The sequence below is a fragment of the Streptomyces cavernae genome, from assembly GCF_004023625.1.
Lineage (GTDB): Bacteria > Actinomycetota > Actinomycetes > Streptomycetales > Streptomycetaceae > Streptomyces > Streptomyces cavernae.
On record NZ_RPDJ01000001.1, the window covers coordinates 156,688 to 173,528 of the forward strand.

A 16,841-nucleotide genomic window follows, 5' to 3' on the forward strand; every position below is an offset into this window, starting at 1 on the left:
GCGTCTCGGAGGAAGTGGGTCCCAAGGGAAGTGGGTCCCAAGGGGCGCCCAAGGGAAGTGGGGTCCCAGGGGAGGGGCCTCAGAGCAGGCCGACCGCGGTGTCCACCGCCGTCTCCACGCTGCCCTCGGCCGGATAGAGCAGCGAACGGCCCACGACCAGGCCCTGCACGGTGGGCAGCCGCAGCGCCTTGCGCCACTTCTCGTAAGCCGCCTCCTGGTCCCCGCCCACTTCGCCACCGAGCAGCACCACGGGCAGTGTCGACGCCTCCAGCACCCCGGCCATGTCGTCGGGGTCCGTGGTGACGGGCAGCTTGAGCCAGGTGTAGGCGGAGGTGCCGCCGAGGCCGGAGGCGATGGCGATGGACCGGGTGACGGCCTCGGCGCTCAGGTCGTTGCGGACCCTGCCCTCCACCCGGCGCGATATGAACGGCTCCACGAAGAGCGGGAGCCGGCGGGCCGCCATGTCGTCGACGGCGCGTGCCGTGGACTCCAGGGTCCGCAGGGAGCCCGGGTCGTCGTAGTCGATGCGCAGCAGCAGCTTCCCGGCGTCGAAGCGGAGCCGTTCGATGTCCTCGGCGCGGTGGCCGGTGAAGCGGTCGTCCATCTCGAAGGACGCGCCGGCCAGCCCGCCGCGGTTCATGGAGCCCATGACAACCTTGTCGTCGAGGACGCCGAGGAGCAGCAGATCCTCCAGGATGTCCGCGGTGGCGAGCACCCCGTCCACGCCGGGCCGGGACAGCGCGGTGCACAGGCGTTCCAGCAGATCGGCACGGTTCGCCATGGCCATGCGGCGGTCGCCGACACCGAGGGCGCCGCGGGCGGGGTGGTCGGCGGCCACGATCATCAGACGCCCGCTGTCGCCGACCAGCGGGCGGCGGACGCGGCGGGCGGCCGCTTCGGCGACGGCCTCGGGGTGCCGGGCGCGCACCGTGACGAGGTCGGGGATGCTGATGCTCAAGACTTCGCTCCGTTCGGGGTGTGGCGTCCGTCAGCCGCGCGCGAGGAGGTCTTCGACCTCGGACTCGGTCGGCATGGCGGAGGAGCAGGCGAGCCGGGAGGCGACGAGCGCGCCGGCCGCGTTGGCGTACCGCATGGTCTTCTCCAGGTCCCAGCCGGAGAGCAGACCGTGGCAGAGCGAGCCCCCGAAGGCGTCTCCCGCGCCGAGGCCGTTGACGACCTCCACCGGGACCGGGGGGACCTCGGCGGTGGTGCCGTCGCGGTGGACGGCGAGCACGCCCTTGGGGCCCTGCTTGACCACGGCCAGTTCCACGCCCGCGTCCAGCAGGGCCTCGGCGCAGGCCCGCGGTTCGCGTACGCCGGTGGCGATCTCGCACTCGTCGAGGTTGCCGACGGCCACGGTGGCGTGGCTCAGGGCCTCGGTGTAGTACGGGCGGGCGGTGTCGGGGTCCGTCCAGAACATGGGCCGCCAGTCGAGGTCGAAGACGGTGGTGCCCGACTTGCCGCGCGCCTTCAGAGCCGCGAGGGTGGCCGAGCGGCTGGGCTCCTCGCTGAGGCCCGTTCCGGTGATCCAGAAGATCCGTGCGGAGCGGATGGCGAAGCAGTCCAGCTCGTCGGTGTTGATCTCCAGGTCAGGGGCCTTGGGCCGGCGGTAGAAGTACAGCGGGAAGTCGTCCGGCGGGAAGATCTCACAGAACGTGATGGGTGTCGGATAGGCATCCACCGAGGTCACGAAGCGGTCATCGACGCCGAACTCCCGGAGTGCCTGGTGTAGGAAGGTGCCGAAGGGGTCGTTGCCGGTGCGGGTGATCACCGCGCTGGCGCGGCCGAGACGCGCGGCTGCCACGGCGACGTTGGCCGCCGAGCCGCCGAGGAACTTTCCGAAGGACTCCACTTGTGGCAGCGGTACACCGGCTTGCAGCGGGTAAAGATCGACACCGATGCGTCCCATGGTGATGAGATCAAAAGTTTCGGCGGGCTCACGCATGCGCGTCGCTCCTCATGCGGGGGAGTGCGGGCAACGAGGCGCCCGATGTCCACACAGGTGTAGGCCTCCCAGCGAGCCCATGTCAAGGCTTTGTACTTACATTAGGACTAGCAAGTGAAATGATGTCTTAACAAAGTATTGACAGGTGGGTATCGCAGGGACTTGTATCCCGTCCCAGCGAAACAGCCGGATCACGGCGCAGAACCCGGGTTTCGACCCGGGCTCTTCCAGGCCCGGGCCCGACCGCCCGGCTCAGTTCCCTCTCCCGTCGCACAGTGAGGTGCAGGCAAGATGGACCGCACGCTTCACCCCCGTTCCCGCAGATTTGCCCCACTCGTCGCGATGGCCGCGGCGTCCGCACTGCTGGTCGCCGGCTGCTCGAGCAGTTCCGGTGGCAAGAAGTCGGAGGAGGACACCAGCGGGGCCTCCGCGGGCAAGGCGAGCACGCCCCGGATGACGGTCGCGATGATCACTCACGCGGCGCCCGGTGACACCTTCTGGGACATCATCCGCAAGGGCGCCCAGGCTGCCGCCGCCAAGGACAACGTCAAGCTCGTCTACTCCAGCGACCCGAACGCCGCCAACCAGGCCAACCTGGTGCAGAACGCGATCGACCAGAAGGTCGACGGCATAGCGGTCACCCTTGCCAAGCCCGACGCCATGAAGGCCGTGGTCGCCAAGGCCAAGGCTGCCGGTATTCCGATCGTCGGCTTCAACGGTGGCGTGGACGACTGGAAGGACCAGGGCCTGCTGGAGTACTTCGGTCAGGACGAGACCATCGCAGGCGAGGCCCTGGGCAACAAGCTCAACGAGCTCGGCGCCAAGAAAGCCATATGCGTCATCCAGGAGCAGGGCCATGTCGCCCTGGAGGCCCGCTGCGGGGGTGTGAAGAAGACGTTCGAGGGCAAGACCGAGAACCTGTACGTCAACGGCACCGACATGCCGTCGGTGAAGTCGACGATCACGGCCAAGCTGAAGCAGGACGCCTCCATCGACGAGGTGGTCACGCTGGGTGCCCCGTTCGCGCTGACCGCGGTGCAGTCGGTGGCCGATGCGGGCAGCAAGGCGAAGGTGGCCACCTTCGACCTGAACAAGGACCTGACCTCCGCCATCGCCGACGGTGACATCCAGTTCGCCGTCGACCAGCAGCCCTACCTGCAGGGCTACCTGTCGGTCGACTCCCTGTGGCTCTACAAGAACAACGGCAACTACATGGGCGGTGGGGAGGCCCCGGTCCTGACCGGCCCGGCCTTCGTCGACAAGAGCAACGTCGAATCCGTCTCCCAGTTCGCCGCGAAGGGTACTCGGTGATCTCGGTATGACCCAAGCAACGGCACCGGCGACGGGTTCCCCGTCGCCGGCTTCGCCGGCCGTTCACAAGGACGGCCGGACCACCGAACGTTCCCTGGGGCGCCGGCTGCTGGCCCGTCCCGAGGTCGGTGCGCTGATAGCGGCGGTCGGCGTGTACGTCTTCTTCTTCACCGCCGCCCCGTCGTTCCGCGAGGCCGGTTCCCTGGCCACCGTGCTCTACCAGGCGTCCGTCATGGGCATCATGGCGATCCCGGTGGCGCTGCTGATGATCGGCGGCGAGTTCGACCTGTCCGCCGGTGTCGCGGTCACCACCTCCGCGCTGACCGCCGCGATCCTCAGCTTCCAGCTGACGGTGAACGTGTGGACCGGCGTGATCGTGGCGCTGATCGTCTCGCTGGCCGTGGGCGCGTTCAACGGATGGCTGCTGATCAAGACCGGGCTGCCCAGCTTCCTGGTCACCCTGGGCTCGTTCCTGATCCTGCAAGGCTCGAACCTGGCGGTGACGAAGATCTTCACCGGCAACGTCGCCAGTGACTCGATCTCCGACATGGACGGCTTCGACCAGGCCAAGAGCGTCTTCGCCAGCGAATTCAGCATCGGCGGCGTCAACTTCAAGATAACGGTCTTCTACTGGCTGCTGTTCGCGGCCGTCGCGACCTGGCTGCTGCTGCGCACCAAGTTCGGCAACTGGATCTTCGCCGTCGGCGGCAACAAGGACAGCGCCCGCGCGGTCGGTGTCCCGGTGTACCTCACCAAGATCGCCCTGTTCATGGGAGTCGGCGCGGGCGCCTGGTTCGTCGGCATGCACCTGCTGTTCTCGTTCAACACGGTGCAGTCCGGCGAGGGCGTGGGCAACGAGTTCCTGTACATCATCGCGGCGGTGATCGGCGGCTGTCTGCTGACCGGCGGTTACGGCTCGGCGATCGGCCCGGTCATCGGTGCCTTCATCTTCGGCATGGTCTCCCAGGGCATCGTCTACGCCAACTGGAACCCGGACTGGTTCAAGGCGTTCCTCGGCGTGATGCTCCTGGTCGCCGCCCTCGTCAATCTGTGGGTCCGCCACCAGGCGACCCGGAGGTGATCTGATCCCATGACAACCAACGGATCCACACCCGGCGCCACCCTCACCAAGGACACCGCGCCCGAGGACGGCAAGCCCATCGTCGAACTGCGCGGCGCCGGCAAGTCCTACGGCAACGTCCGCGCCCTGCACGGCGTCAGCCTCGCCGTCAGCCCCAGCCGCGTCACCTGCGTCCTCGGTGACAACGGCGCCGGCAAGTCGACCCTGATCAAAATCATCTCCGGGCTGCACCAGCACACCGAGGGCGAGTTCCTCGTCGACGGCGAACCGGTGCACTTCACCACCCCCCGTGAGGCGCTCGACAAGGGCATCGCCACCGTCTACCAGGACCTCGCCACCGTGCCGCTGATGCCGGTGTGGCGCAACTTCTTCCTCGGCTCCGAGATGACCAAGGGCCCCTGGCCGGTACGCCGTCTCGACATCGCCAGGATGAAGAAGACCGCCGACGAGGAACTGCGCGCCATGGGTATCGTCCTCGACGACCTGGACCAGCCCATCGGCACCCTCTCCGGCGGCCAGCGGCAGTCGGTGGCCATCGCGCGCGCCGTCTACTTCGGCGCCCGCGTGCTCATCCTGGACGAGCCGACCGCCGCGCTCGGTGTCAAGCAGTCCGGTGTGGTGCTGAAGTACATCGCCGCCGCCCGCGACCGCGGCCTCGGCGTCATCTTCATCACCCACAACCCGCACCACGCCTACATGGTCGGCGACCACTTCAGCGTGCTGCGCCTGGGCACCATGGAACTGTCCGCCTCCCGTGACGAGGTCAGCCTGGAAGAGCTCACCAACCACATGGCCGGCGGCGCCGAACTCGCCGCGCTCAAGCACGAGTTGGCGCAGGTCCGCGGTGTGGACGTCGACGAGCTCCCCGAGGAGGAGGACCTCACGGCGCCCGTGGCGGCCGCCCCCGAGGAGACCTCCTGATGACCGCGGCCGCCGCCCTGGGAAGGGACCCTTTGACATGACCGACAGCCCCGCGCTGGACCGCATCCGGATCGGCTCCGCCCCCGACTCCTGGGGTGTCTGGTTCCCCGACGACCCGCAGCAGGTGCCCTGGGAACGCTTCCTGGACGAGGTCAGCGAGGCCGGCTACTCCTGGATCGAACTCGGCCCCTACGGCTATCTGCCGACCGACCCGGCCCGGCTCACGGACGAGGTGGACAAGCGGAACCTCAAGGTGTCGGCCGGCACGGTCTTCACCGGCCTGCACCGCGGCCCGGCCGTGTGGGAGTCCACCTGGGAGCACGTGAGCCAGGTCGCCGCGCTCACCCAGGCCATGGGCGCCAGACACCTGGTGGTCATCCCGTCCTTCTGGCGGGACGACAAGACCGCCGAGATCCTCGAGCCGCCGGAGCTCGAACCCGAGCAGTGGTCCCACCTCACCCAGGGCATGGAACGGCTCGGCAAGGAGGTCAAGGAGCACTACGGCCTCGACATCGTGGTCCACCCGCACGCCGACACCCACATCGACACCGAGCAGCACGTGGAGCAGTTCCTCGACTCCACCGACTCCGACCTGGTCAGCCTGTGCCTGGACACCGGGCACTACGCCTACTGCGGCGGCGACAGCGTCAAGCTGATCCAGACCTACGGCGAACGCATCGGCTATCTCCACCTCAAGCAGGTCGACCCGGAGATCCTCGCCGACGTGGTCAAGAACGAGGTGCCGTTCGGGCCCGCCGTGCAGCGCGGAGTGATGTGTGAACCACCCGCCGGTGTCCCGGAGTTGGGGCCGGTACTGAGCGCGGCGCAGGGCCTGGGCGTGGACCTGTTCGCCATCGTCGAGCAGGACATGTACCCCTGCCCGCCGGACAAGCCGCTGCCCATCGCCGTACGCACCCGGAAGTTCCTGCGCTCCTGCGGGGCGTGAGCCGAGGGCGGTACGGCCACCCGGGCAACGTCGAGGCCGCGCACGCGGAGCCACGCCTGCGCGGCCGACCCCCGGCCGGCCTGCGAGAGCCGCCCCGTCGGGGTTCCTCCGGCCCGGTGGCCGCGGGTGTGGCCGGCCATGCCGTCGGCCTGGAGATCGCAGGGCGGGACTCGCTGTGGCGGAGGGCGGGCCGAGGGCGCATGCTGGGCCCATGGGCCCGTCCGCCGTGGACCCGGACTGCGCCTTCTGCGCCATCGTCTCCGGCGGGGAGCGAGCCAGCCGGGTGTACGAGGACGACCGGGTCCTGGCCTTCATGGACATTCACCCGGCCGCGCCCGGAGACCTGCTCGTCATCCCCAAGGCGCACGTGGAAGGCCTCGAGGACGTCGACGAGGACCTCATGGCCCATCTGTTCCGGGTGGTGCATCTGCTGACGCGAGGGCTGCGGCGGTCAGGACTGCGGTGCGAGGGAGTGAACGTGTTCCTTGCCGACGGAGAGGCCGCCGAACAGACGGTTTTCCACCTCCACGTGCACGTCTTCCCGCGCACCTGGGACGACGCCTTCCGCCTGGAGGTCAGGTGGCAGGAGCGCTCCCGTGCCGCCCTGGACGACGACGCCGAACGGATCAGAGCCGGCCTGGAACGCGGCCGACACCACCCCGGACAGCCATGAGACGAGGCCTACTGCCCCGGCACTAGGTGGTCCCGCCAAGCACCCGCATTAGGTGGTCCCGCGGACCACAAGACGTGGTGCGAAGACCACCTTCCGCTCCCGCGCGGCTTCCCGCCCGAGTCGCGCCATCATCAGCCGGGCGACCTCCCGGCCCATCTCCTCGATGGGCTGGTGGACCGAGGTGAGTGGGGGATCGGTGGTGGTGGCGACGGCGGAGTCGTCGAAGCCGACCACCGCGACGTCCTCGGGGACCCGGCGCCGGGACTCCCGCAGGACACGCAGGGCACCGGCGGCCATGAGGTCGTTGGCGGCGAAAACGGAGTCCACGGCATCGTCACGCAGGAGCAGCCGCCGCATGGCCTCGGCACCGGAGTCGAGGGTGAAGTCGCCGTGTTCGACGGGCCCTTGGGCCAGACCGGCCTCGGCGAGGGCGTCCCGGAAACCCGTCCAGCGGTCCACACTGGCCTGGATGCCGAGCGGGCCGGTGATCACGGCGATCCGGCGCCGGCCGCGCTCGATCAGATGCCGGGCGGCTCGCCGGGCCCCGTCCGCGTTGTCGAGGTCGACGCCGTAGTCGGGGGTGTAGCCGGTAGGCGCACCCACCATGACGGTCGGGATGTCACCGGCGTCGAGCTGCCCCGGTAACGGGTCGTCGTCGTGGAGTGAGGTGAGCAGGACTCCATCGATATGACGACCGGTCAGAAATGTGCTGAGTTGTTCGCGTTCCTGCTGGGACTGGGCGATCGCCAGGATCAGCTGGATGCCTTCGGCGGCGAGAGCGGCCTGGGCGCCGCGCACCAGCTGCGAGTAGAAGGGGTCCGCCCAGAATCCTTTGTCCTCGGTCACGACCACCACGAAAGCGACGGTGTCCGTGCGCCGGCGCACCAGCGCCCGGGCCGTCTGGTTCGGCACGTACCCCAGTTCCTCGACGGCGCGGAGCACCGCCGCGCGGGACTCCTGGCTGACGTGCCCGGAGCCGTTGATGACGCGTGAGGCCGTGCCCCGCCCCACCCCGGCACGCGCCGCGACTGCCTCCAGAGTCGGCCTGCGCCCCTTCACGATCTCCCCTGTCCAGAGTCCATGATCTCAAGGTAGCTCGTGTCAACTTGCCTGGGCCGACCATCGGTCGACGCAGCCCCGGTTCGGGGAGCCGTCAGCCCGCAGCCTCCTCCTCCGCCACGGGCGGCATGAACGCGCGCAGCCACCGTTCCGTCTGGGCGACATGGGCCTGTGCGGCGCCCGCGGCGGCCACGGGGTCGCGGTCGGCGATGGCGGTGGCCAGGACGCGGTGGTCCTCGTCGCTCTTGCGGCGCAGCTCCGGACCCTGGGGGAGGGTGAAGACCTGGTACTTGCGGGAGCGGGCGCGGAAGACCGACAACAGGGTCGCCAGGGTCGGGTTGCCACCGGTCCTGGCGATCTCGGCGTGGAAGCGGTGGTCGAGCTCGGAGGCGTCGGCGGGGTCGTCCGTGGCCTCCATGGCCTCGATGAGGGAGAAGAGCCTCTCCACGGCCTCCGGTGTGCAGCGTGCCGCCGCCTGCGCCGCGACATGGGCCTCCAGCACCCGCCGGATCTCGTAGACCTCCAACAGGCCCGTGAGGGGCAGTAGTTCCAGCGTCAGCGACAGGCTGCCGATGACGTCCTCCGGTCTGAGCCGGGACACGAAGGTGCCGGAGCCGTGCCGCGGCTCGACCACACCCAGGGCGGTGAGCATCCGTACCGCCTCGCGCAACGACCCCCGGGAAACGCCCAGTTCCTCGCAGAGGTCCCCCTCCGGGGGCATGCGCTCACCCGCGCCGAGACGACCCGTGGCGATCATGTGCCGTAGGCCGTGGAACGCCTTGTCGACTGCGGACATCGGACTCCTCCTGTGCGGGGCCGACTGTGTCTCGTGGCCCTCGGTGCACTGTAGCGAGCCCGGTCATCAGATGTCTCCCATGTGTCGTCCGAGATTCATCTGATGACTTTCCCTGTCCTGCCCCTTGTCGGCCGGAATTCATCGTGCCATCATCCCGAGTCATCAGATGAGTCCTGTTGACGGTCTGATGTCTGGTGCTCTGATGCCCGATGCCCACAGGGCACTCGGTTACGGCAGATATGGAGTCATGTGAGCGAGACCGAGGTCACCACCGCGCCGCGCCCCCTGCTGCTGGCCGACGGCCGGCCCGCCGCCCGGGCATGGACGCTGGACCCCGCCCAACTGCACCTGAACCACGGTTCGTTCGGAGCCGTGCCCCTCGTGGCGCAGGAGCGGCAGAACCTGCTGCGCGCGGAGATGGAGCGCTCGCCCGTGGTCTGGTTCCCGGCGCTGCCGCAGCGGCTCGCCGCCGTCCGTGTGGAACTCGCGGCCTTTCTGCGCACCGCACCGGGCGACCTCGCCCTGGTGCCCAATGCGAGCGCCGGAGCCAGCGTCGTCTACGCCGGTCTGCCGCACCGCCGCGGGGGCGAGATCGTCGTGACCGACCACGGGTACGGTGCCGTCACCATGGGCGCCGAGCGGCTGGCACGCCGCTGGGGCGGCCGGGTCCGGACCGCCCGGGTGCCCCTGGACGCGGACGAGGAGCAGGCGTACGAGGCCGTGGCCGCCGAACTGGGGGAGGCCACCGGTCTCATCGTCGTCGACCAGATCACCTCCGCGACCGCGCGCCGGATGCCCGTGGAACGGATCGGCGCGGAGGCCCGCCGGCGCGGTATCCCACTGCTCGTGGACGGCGCGCACGCCCCCGGCCTGATCGCCGCCCCCCTGGACGGTCTGATCTGCGACTTCTGGGTCGGCAACTGCCACAAATGGGGCTGCACCCCGCGCGGTACCGCGGCCCTGGTCGCCCGTGGCCCGCTCCGCGATCACCTCTACCCCCTGATCGACTCCTGGGCGGCCGCCGACCCCTACCCAGACCGTTTCGACCAGCAGGGCACGATCGACGCCACCGCCCCCCTCGCCGCGCCCACCGCCCTCGACCTCATCGAGGACACCTGGGGCTGGGAGGCCGCCCGCCGCTACATGGACGACCTGGCCGACTATGCCGAGCGCGTCATCGGTGCCGCGTTCGCCGAACTGACCGGCATCGGCGGCCGGGTCGAGGTAGGCATGCCGGTGCCCGGAATGCGGCTGGTGCGTCTGCCCGACGGGCTGGGCGGCAGCCGGATCGAGGCCGACGCGCTGCGTGACCGGGTCGCCGAGGAACTGAACGTGGAGGCCGCGTTCACCAGCTTCGACGGCAACGGCTATCTGCGGCTGTCCGCACACGTCTACAACACCCCCACGGACTACGAGTACTTCGCCGAGACCTGCGTCCCCGTCCTCGGCGAGTGGGCCCGCGCGGCCCGCGAGCAGCACGGCACGCCGTAGCTGCGCACCACCGCATGCCCCTCCCTGATGCGAAGAGGTCAGCACGATGAAAAGAAGGACGGCAGCCCTGGCCCTCGGCACCGCCGCCGCACTGGTCCTGACCGGCTGCTCCACCATGAACCCCAGCAGTTCGGGTGGAACGGTGACCCTCAACATGGTCGAAAGCCTCACCAACCCCGCCCGAACCGATCTGCTGAAGGGTCTGATAGCCGACTTCGAGAAGCAGAACCCCAAGATCAAGGTCAACCTGATCTCGCCGCCCACCGAGCAGGCCGACCAGAAGATCCAGCAGATGCTCCAGTCCGGCACCGGTGTGGACACCCTGGAGGTGCGGGACACCACCGTGGGGCCGTGGTCGAACAACGGCTGGCTCTACGACATGAAGAAGGACCTGACGGGCTGGAAGGGCTGGGAGGCGATGACGGAGAACGCCGTCAAGGCCGCCCAGGACACCGAAGGCAAGACGTACTTCATCCCGTACGGCTTCTACGGGCTGAGCCTCTTCTACCGCACCGACCTGATCGAGAAAGCCGGTTTCAGTGAGCCCCCGGCAACATGGGAGGACCTGCTGAAGCAGGCCTCCGCAATCCAGGACCCCGCCAAGCGGCAGTACGGCTACGCCTTCCGCGGCGGCGCCAACGCCAACGGCAACGCCGCCGCGATCATCGAGGCCTATGTCGCCGACGACGTCGATCCGGCGAACGGCTTCAAGCTGAAGGACGGGAAGACGATCTTTTCCGCGCCGGGGGCGCTCGACGCGATGGAGACCTACCTCGAGCTGTTCAAGAAGGCCTCGCCCAAGTCGTCGGTGTCCTGGGGCTATCCGGAGATGGTCGAGGGCTTCTCCAACGGGTCCACGGCCTTCCTGCTGCAGGACCCCGAGGTGATCGCCACCGTCTCGGAGTCCAAGTCGATCACTAAGGACCAGTGGAACACCGCGCCACTCGTGGCAGGCCCCTCCGGCAAGACCGTGCAGGCGCTGGCCACCGCCGGGTGGGGCGTCGCGAAGGGCAGCAAGAACAAGCCCGAGGCGGTGAAGCTGGTCGAGTTCCTGTCCCAGGGCGAGGCATCCACGACGTTCACCAAGAAGAACAGCCTGGTGCCGATCCTCAAGTCGGCGAACGAGGACCCCTTCTACAAGACCGGGCCCTGGTCCAGCTACGTCACCATGACCGAGAACCCGGAGAAGTACCTCGTCGTCACCCAGCCGCGCGGTGTCTCCTGGTGGACCGAGTGGCAGCAGAAGGCCGACGCCGACGTGCAGAAGATGATCCTCGGCAAGCTGACGCCCGAGAAGCTGCTGGCCGGGTGGGACACGTACTGGACCGAGAAGTGGAAGTAGACATGGCCGCCTCGTCCACCACGGCGAAGACGGAATCCGGGCCGGGGCGCCTCTCCCGCAAGGGGGGCGCCCCGCCCGCCCGCGGCGCCCGACCGGGCCGCCGCAGGCGGGAGTTCACCACCCGGCGCGGTCTGCTCATCGCCGCCTTCATGGCTCCGGCCGCGGTCTTCGTGGCGGTCTTCACCTACTACCCCATGATCGCGGGAAGCCAGATGGCGTTCCGCAACTGGAAGCTGACCGATCTCACGGACACCTCCTGGGTGGGATGGAAGAACTTCCGTGAGGTGTTCGCCGACCCCGCCTGGGGCACCGTGCTGGCCAACACCGGGCTGTGGGTGGGTGGTTCGATCGTGCCGCAGCTGGTGATCGGATTCGCGCTCGCCCTGTGGCTGCGCCGCCGTTTCCGGTTCCGCGGCCTCTACCAGGCGCTGGTCTTCTTCCCCTGGGCGATCTCCGGGTTCCTCATCGGCATCCTGTTCCGCTGGATGTTCAACAGCGAGTTCGGTGTCGTCAACGACCTGCTGCAGAAGGCCGGACTGATCGACCAGCCGATCGCCTGGCTCGCCGATCCCGACAAGGCGATGATCGCCGTGCTCGTCGCCAACACCTGGTACGGCGTCACCTTCTTCGCGATCATGATCCTGGCCGCGCTCCAGTCCATCCCCGACGAACTGTACGAGGCGGCGGCACTCGACGGTGCCGGCAAGGTGCGCACGCTCTTCAGCATCACCATCCCGTACATCCGCACCACGCTCGCCCTCACCGTGCTGCTGCGGGTCATCTGGATCTTCAACTTCCCAGATCTGATCTTCGGGATGACCGGTGGCGGCCCCAACAACGAGACGCACATCGTGACCACCTGGATGATCAGGATCACCCAGCAGGGCGACTACGGCCAGGCCTCCGCGATCGGACTTCTGGTGGTCGCCGGGCTGCTGCTGTTCGCCACGTTCTTCCTGCTGGCCACGCGCGAGAAACGAGAGGTGAAGCCGTGATCGGCAAAGAGACCACGGCCGGCCGGACCGCACGGTTCACCTTCCTCGGGATCTGGCTGGTCTTCACCGTCTTCCCGCTGTACTGGATCACCGTCACCTCGCTGAAGGCACCCGGCGACATCTTCCGTTTCCCGATCGACTACTGGCCCGAGCACTTCTCGGTGGAGAACTACACCGGCCTGTTCTCCAAGGCGGACTTCGGGGTCTACCTCACCAACAGCCTCATCGTCGCGACCGTCGCCGGCGCGGTGGCCACGGCGATCTCCATGCTGTCCGCGTACGTGCTGGCGCGCTTCGAGTTCCGCACCAAGTCCGCGCTGCTGATGGCCGCCTTGGTCACCCAGATGATCCCCTCGTTCATCGCGCTCGGCCCGCTGTACCTGCTGATGACCGACCTCAGGCTGGTCGACAACCGCCTCGGGCTGATGCTGGTCTACATCGCGGTGTGCATCCCGTTCTGCACGGTGATGCTGCGCGGGTTCTTCGAGAACATCCCCGACGCGCTGGAGGAGGCCGCCATGATCGACGGACTCTCCCGGTTCGGGGCGCTGTTCCGGGTGCTGCTGCCGGTGATGCGCCCGGGGATCGTGGCCGCGTTCATCTTCAACTTCGTCAACTGCTGGAACGAGCTGTTCCTTTCGGTGACGCTGATGAACAGCGACGCCAACAAGACGGTCCCCACGGCCCTCAACGGGTTCATCTCCAGCTTCAACATCGACTGGGGTTCGATGTCCGCCGCGGCCGTGCTCACCATCCTGCCGACGATGCTGCTGTTCGCCTTCGCCAGCCGGCACATCGTCCAGGGGCTCACCTCCGGCGCCGTGAAGGGCTGAGCACCGTGCACGAGATCGATGTCCCCCTTCCGGACTCCGTCCACGTGCTCGTCGGGACAACCGACCCGGCCGACGCGGGCGACGTCCCACGGCCCGCCAAACCCTCGGGCGAGGGCCGCTGGACGGTGGCCGGCGTCGAGGTGACGGCACGTCACATTTCGGGCGTATCGGGCGGCGCGCTGCGTCTGGCGCTCGTCGCACCCGGGCGGGAGGGCGTGTCGAAGGTGGCGCTGCGCTGGCGGCACCATCCCGGCGGGCACCGCCCCGCCCTGGTCCTCGGCGACGCCTGGGAGCGCTCGTACGGCGACCTCCAGTGGCGCGGCATCCAGCCGGAACGGCCGCTGCCCTGGTACTGGCTGGGCACCGACCCGGCCTCCGGCACCACCGCCGGGCTCGGCGTGCGCACCCGCGCCGGGGCACTGTGCTGCTGGGCGGTGGACGATGACGGCACCACGCTCTGGCTGGACGTGCGCGCGGGCGGCCTGCCGGTGCTGCCGGGCGAACGGGAGGTCGCGGCCGCCACGGTGGTCGGGGTGGCGGCCGACGACGGTACGCGCCCCTACGCGGTGCTGGAGTCGCTGTGCGCCGCGATGTCCCCCGACCCGCTGCTGCCCGAACTGCCCGTGGTCGGCTGCAACAACTGGTACTACGCCTACGGCAGGGACTTCGGCCCCGACGCCGTGCTGCGGGACGCCGCCACCATCGCCGAGTACGCCGGGGACCATCCCGTACGGCCCTTCTGCGTCGTCGACGACGGCTGGACGGAAGGCGGCGGCAGCGCGCCCGGCGGGCCCTGGGACACCGGCCTGCCGGGAGTGTTCGACGACATGGCTGGCCTGGCCGCGGGCATCGCCGACCGGGGCGCCCGGCCGGGGGTGTGGTTCCGGCCGCTGCTCTCCCGGACCGAGACCGAGGGCATGCGCACCGACACCGGGACCCCCGGCCGGATCCCGCTCGACCCGTCGCTCGACGCCACCCTCGCCACCGTCGCCGCCGACATCAGCCGCTTCCGCGGCTGGGGCTACGAGCTGATCAAGCACGACTTCAGCACCTACGACGTCTTCGGCCGCTTCCACCCGGACACGCCGCCAGAAATGGCCGGCGACGGCTGGCGGTTGGCCGACCGCGGCCGTACCACGGCCGAGGTGCTGGTGGCCCTGTACCGCACTATCGCCGAGGCCGCGGGCGGCGCGGTGGTGATCGGCTGCAACACCGTCGGGCACCTCGCCGCGGGCCTCGTGCAGGTCCAGCGCACCGGCGACGACACATCCGGCCGGCACTGGGAACGCACCCGCCGGATGGGCGTCAACACCCTCGCCTTCCGGCTCGCCCAGCACGGCCGCTTCTACGCTCTGGACGCCGACTGCGTGCCGTGCACCCCGGCCACGGAGTGGGAGCTGAACAGGCGGTTCCTGGACCTGGTGGCCCGGTCCGGCACCGCGCTGTTCGTCTCCGTCGACCCCGCCGCGCGCACCGCGCGGGCCGACGCCGACCTCACCGCGGCGGTGCGGCTCGCCCTGGACGGCGGGCAGCCGGGCGGCGTGGAGCCACTGGACTGGCTCACCACGACCGCCCCACAGCGCTGGCACACCGGCGACAGGGACCTCGTGTACTCGTGGTCGCAGCCGTGGGGCGCGTGGCCGCTGCTGCCGTCGTAATCACCGCGGTTCGTGTCCCGGTTGCGGCCAGGACGGGAAATGCCGCCAGGCCTCCTCACGACCTCGCGCTCGGGGCGAAGCGGGTCGGATTCGCCGTCGGAGCCACAAGGTGACGCGCCTGCGACTGGATGGACACTTGAAGTTTCAAGCCAGTGCCGCCATGCTTCGTTTGAGCCTTCAAACGACGGCGCCGGTCCGGTCCGGTCCGTCCGCCGTCGCGCCCGCCTGTCGCGGGCCGCTTCGGTCTCTCCGTGTCTACGGGGCGCACCTGACCGCCCGTCGTGTTCCCATCCCGCCGTCCCAACCCGCCGTCGAATCCCCCGATCCAGGAGTCACCATGTCCGCAGTCCCCGAGGCAGTCCCCACTCGTCGCGGTCCGCTCGTCGTGGTGGGCGGAGTCCTCGCCGCCGTCGTGCTGTCCAGCCTGGTGAACGCGGTACTCGCCGTCGCCGCCCTCGCGGCGGGCGCTCCCGATGACTTCCAGCCGCTCAAGCCGTCCTCGTACATCTTCCTGACCGCGCTGGGCCTGGCCGGGGGTGCCGTCGGGTGGGCCGTCGTCCGCCAGGTGTCCGCCCGGCCCGCGGCGCTCGTACGGTGGCTCGCGCCGACGCTGGTCGTGGTGTCCTTCATCCCCGACTTCCTGCTCTTCGAGGCGGGCGGCGCGGCAGGCGTCATCGCGCTCCTCGCGATGCACGTGGCGGTCGGGGTGATCGCCGTGGCCACGTACCGCAAGGTGATGCCGCTTGCCTGAGGAACGAACGTCGGCCCCGCCGGAAGGCGGGGCCGACGCGGCTTCCCTGCCGGGGACCGGACCAGGAGTCGTATCCTTGTGTTTGACAATTCAAACTCAAGCGGCCCGGTAAGGTGCCCTCCATGTCCACCACGCCTCGCTGGCTGAACGCTGAGGAGCGCCGGGCCTGGCTGGCCTACGTCGACTTCTCCACGCTGCTGGCCGACTACCTCAACCGGCAGCTCCGCCGCGACTCCGGCATCACCCACACCGACTACGCCCTGCTGGCCTTTCTCTCCTCGGCGCCCGACCAGGCGCTCGGCATGTCCGAACTGGCCTGCAAGCTGAGGATCACCCGCAGTCGACTCACCCACGCGGTGAACCGGCTCGCCGAGGCCGGATTCGTCGACCGCCGGGAGAGCCCCGTCGACGGACGCTCCCAGCTCGCCGTCCTCACCGACGAGGGCCGCGCCCTGCTGGAACAGGCCGCACCGGGACATGTCACGGCCGTGCGCCGCGCGATCTTCGATGCGCTCACTCCGGAGCAGGTGGCCCAGTTCACGGAGATCGGCGAAGCCATCAGTACGGCCCTGCTGCGGGTCGACGCCACGGACTCCGATCCGGCGGTCCTGCCCTGGCGCCGCCGATAGCGCACCGTGCGGCGTGTCGTGGGCGACCGGACGACAGAGAGCACGGCCAACCAGGACCGATACCGCCCCCCGCTTTCTCTCCGCACCGGATCCGGGCAGCGGTCTGCGACCCCGGGCGAACCTCCGGCGCGGTGCAACCCCGCGCATCGCCGGCGCGGTGCAACCCCGCGCATCGCCGGCGCGGTGCGGCATCAGCGAACGCAGCGCGGCGCGACCCCGGTGAACCCGGCGCGGTGAGGCATTCAGAGAACCCCAGCCGGAGCTGAGCGGCCTCCGCGAACCCAGCGCGGAGCGTCCCCGCCGGAGCGTCCCCGCCGAGCCCAGCGCGCAGCGCACTCGGCGACACTCCAGCGCGGAGGGCCCGTCGAAGCCGGCGCGGAGGCCCTGTCGGACGCGGCGCGAAGATCTCG

16 protein-coding genes are annotated in these 16,841 nt (G+C 69.5%); 12 read left to right on the top strand and 4 right to left on the bottom strand.

Features of this window, described 5'->3' with window-relative positions:
- Positions 1–79: 79 nt before the first annotated feature.
- Both EF387_RS10650 and iolC read right to left on the bottom strand, forming a co-directional pair.
- Positions 80–958: a Cgl0159 family (beta/alpha)8-fold protein gene (locus tag EF387_RS10650; RefSeq protein ID WP_128376273.1), complete on the bottom strand. Its 879-nt coding sequence runs from the start codon at positions 956–958 to the stop codon at positions 80–82.
- A gap of 30 nt (positions 959–988) precedes the next feature.
- Positions 989–1,945: a 5-dehydro-2-deoxygluconokinase gene (iolC, locus tag EF387_RS10655; protein WP_128376274.1), complete on the bottom strand. Its 957-nt coding sequence runs from the start codon at positions 1,943–1,945 to the stop codon at positions 989–991.
- A 291-nt stretch (positions 1,946–2,236) separates the two neighbouring features.
- Here iolC and EF387_RS10660 point away from each other — a divergent pair, with 291 nt between their 5' ends.
- From EF387_RS10660 to EF387_RS10680, 5 genes are all read left to right on the top strand, one after another.
- Positions 2,237–3,256, top strand: a complete 1,020-nt coding sequence (locus tag EF387_RS10660) for a substrate-binding domain-containing protein (RefSeq protein ID WP_128376275.1) — start codon at positions 2,237–2,239, stop codon at positions 3,254–3,256.
- A 7-nt stretch (positions 3,257–3,263) separates the two neighbouring features.
- A complete protein-coding gene (locus EF387_RS10665) occupies positions 3,264–4,337 on the top strand; it encodes an ABC transporter permease (RefSeq protein WP_128376276.1) in 1,074 nt (357 codons plus the stop codon).
- 9 nt (positions 4,338–4,346) lie between these two features.
- Entirely contained in the window at positions 4,347–5,258 is a 912-nt protein-coding gene (locus EF387_RS10670) for an ATP-binding cassette domain-containing protein (RefSeq protein ID WP_128376277.1), read from the top strand.
- Positions 5,259–5,295: 37 nt separating this feature from the next.
- Positions 5,296–6,204 (top strand): sugar phosphate isomerase/epimerase family protein, encoded by a 909-nt coding sequence (locus EF387_RS10675; protein ID WP_128376278.1) that lies wholly within the window; start codon positions 5,296–5,298, stop codon positions 6,202–6,204.
- Positions 6,205–6,415: 211 nt separating this feature from the next.
- Complete coding sequence (locus EF387_RS10680; protein WP_128376279.1) at positions 6,416–6,877, top strand: HIT family protein; 462 nt, start codon at positions 6,416–6,418, stop codon at positions 6,875–6,877.
- A gap of 48 nt (positions 6,878–6,925) precedes the next feature.
- On the opposite strand, the gene EF387_RS10685 is transcribed toward EF387_RS10680, so the two are convergent.
- Both EF387_RS10685 and EF387_RS10690 read right to left on the bottom strand, forming a co-directional pair.
- Complete coding sequence (locus tag EF387_RS10685; RefSeq protein ID WP_238431435.1) at positions 6,926–7,936, bottom strand: LacI family DNA-binding transcriptional regulator; 1,011 nt, start codon at positions 7,934–7,936, stop codon at positions 6,926–6,928.
- A gap of 94 nt (positions 7,937–8,030) precedes the next feature.
- A complete protein-coding gene (locus tag EF387_RS10690) occupies positions 8,031–8,732 on the bottom strand; it encodes a FadR/GntR family transcriptional regulator (protein ID WP_128376281.1) in 702 nt (233 codons plus the stop codon).
- 249 nt (positions 8,733–8,981) lie between these two features.
- Here EF387_RS10690 and EF387_RS10695 point away from each other — a divergent pair, with 249 nt between their 5' ends.
- The 7 genes from EF387_RS10695 to EF387_RS10725 all read left to right on the top strand — a co-directional run bounded on the left by EF387_RS10695 (position 8,982) and on the right by EF387_RS10725 (position 16,431).
- Positions 8,982–10,223, top strand: coding sequence for an aminotransferase class V-fold PLP-dependent enzyme (locus EF387_RS10695; protein WP_128376282.1), 1,242 nt, complete (start codon positions 8,982–8,984; stop codon positions 10,221–10,223).
- A 46-nt stretch (positions 10,224–10,269) separates the two neighbouring features.
- A complete protein-coding gene (locus EF387_RS10700) occupies positions 10,270–11,565 on the top strand; it encodes an ABC transporter substrate-binding protein (protein WP_128376283.1) in 1,296 nt (431 codons plus the stop codon).
- Positions 11,566–11,567: 2 nt separating this feature from the next.
- Positions 11,568–12,560, top strand: a complete 993-nt coding sequence (locus EF387_RS10705; protein WP_128376284.1) for a carbohydrate ABC transporter permease — start codon at positions 11,568–11,570, stop codon at positions 12,558–12,560.
- Positions 12,557–13,393: a carbohydrate ABC transporter permease gene (locus EF387_RS10710; RefSeq protein ID WP_128376285.1), complete on the top strand. Its 837-nt coding sequence runs from the start codon at positions 12,557–12,559 to the stop codon at positions 13,391–13,393. The genes EF387_RS10705 and EF387_RS10710 overlap by 4 nt, the downstream gene beginning before the upstream one ends.
- Before the next feature lie 5 nt (positions 13,394–13,398).
- On the top strand, positions 13,399–15,051 hold the full coding sequence (locus tag EF387_RS10715) for an alpha-amylase family protein (protein WP_128376286.1): 1,653 nt from the start codon (positions 13,399–13,401) through the stop codon (positions 15,049–15,051).
- 337 nt (positions 15,052–15,388) lie between these two features.
- Entirely contained in the window at positions 15,389–15,802 is a 414-nt protein-coding gene (locus EF387_RS10720; protein ID WP_128376287.1) for a DUF6069 family protein, read from the top strand.
- A 122-nt stretch (positions 15,803–15,924) separates the two neighbouring features.
- Positions 15,925–16,431, top strand: a complete 507-nt coding sequence (locus EF387_RS10725; RefSeq protein WP_128376288.1) for a MarR family winged helix-turn-helix transcriptional regulator — start codon at positions 15,925–15,927, stop codon at positions 16,429–16,431.
- The last annotated feature ends 410 nt before the right edge of the window (positions 16,432–16,841 follow it).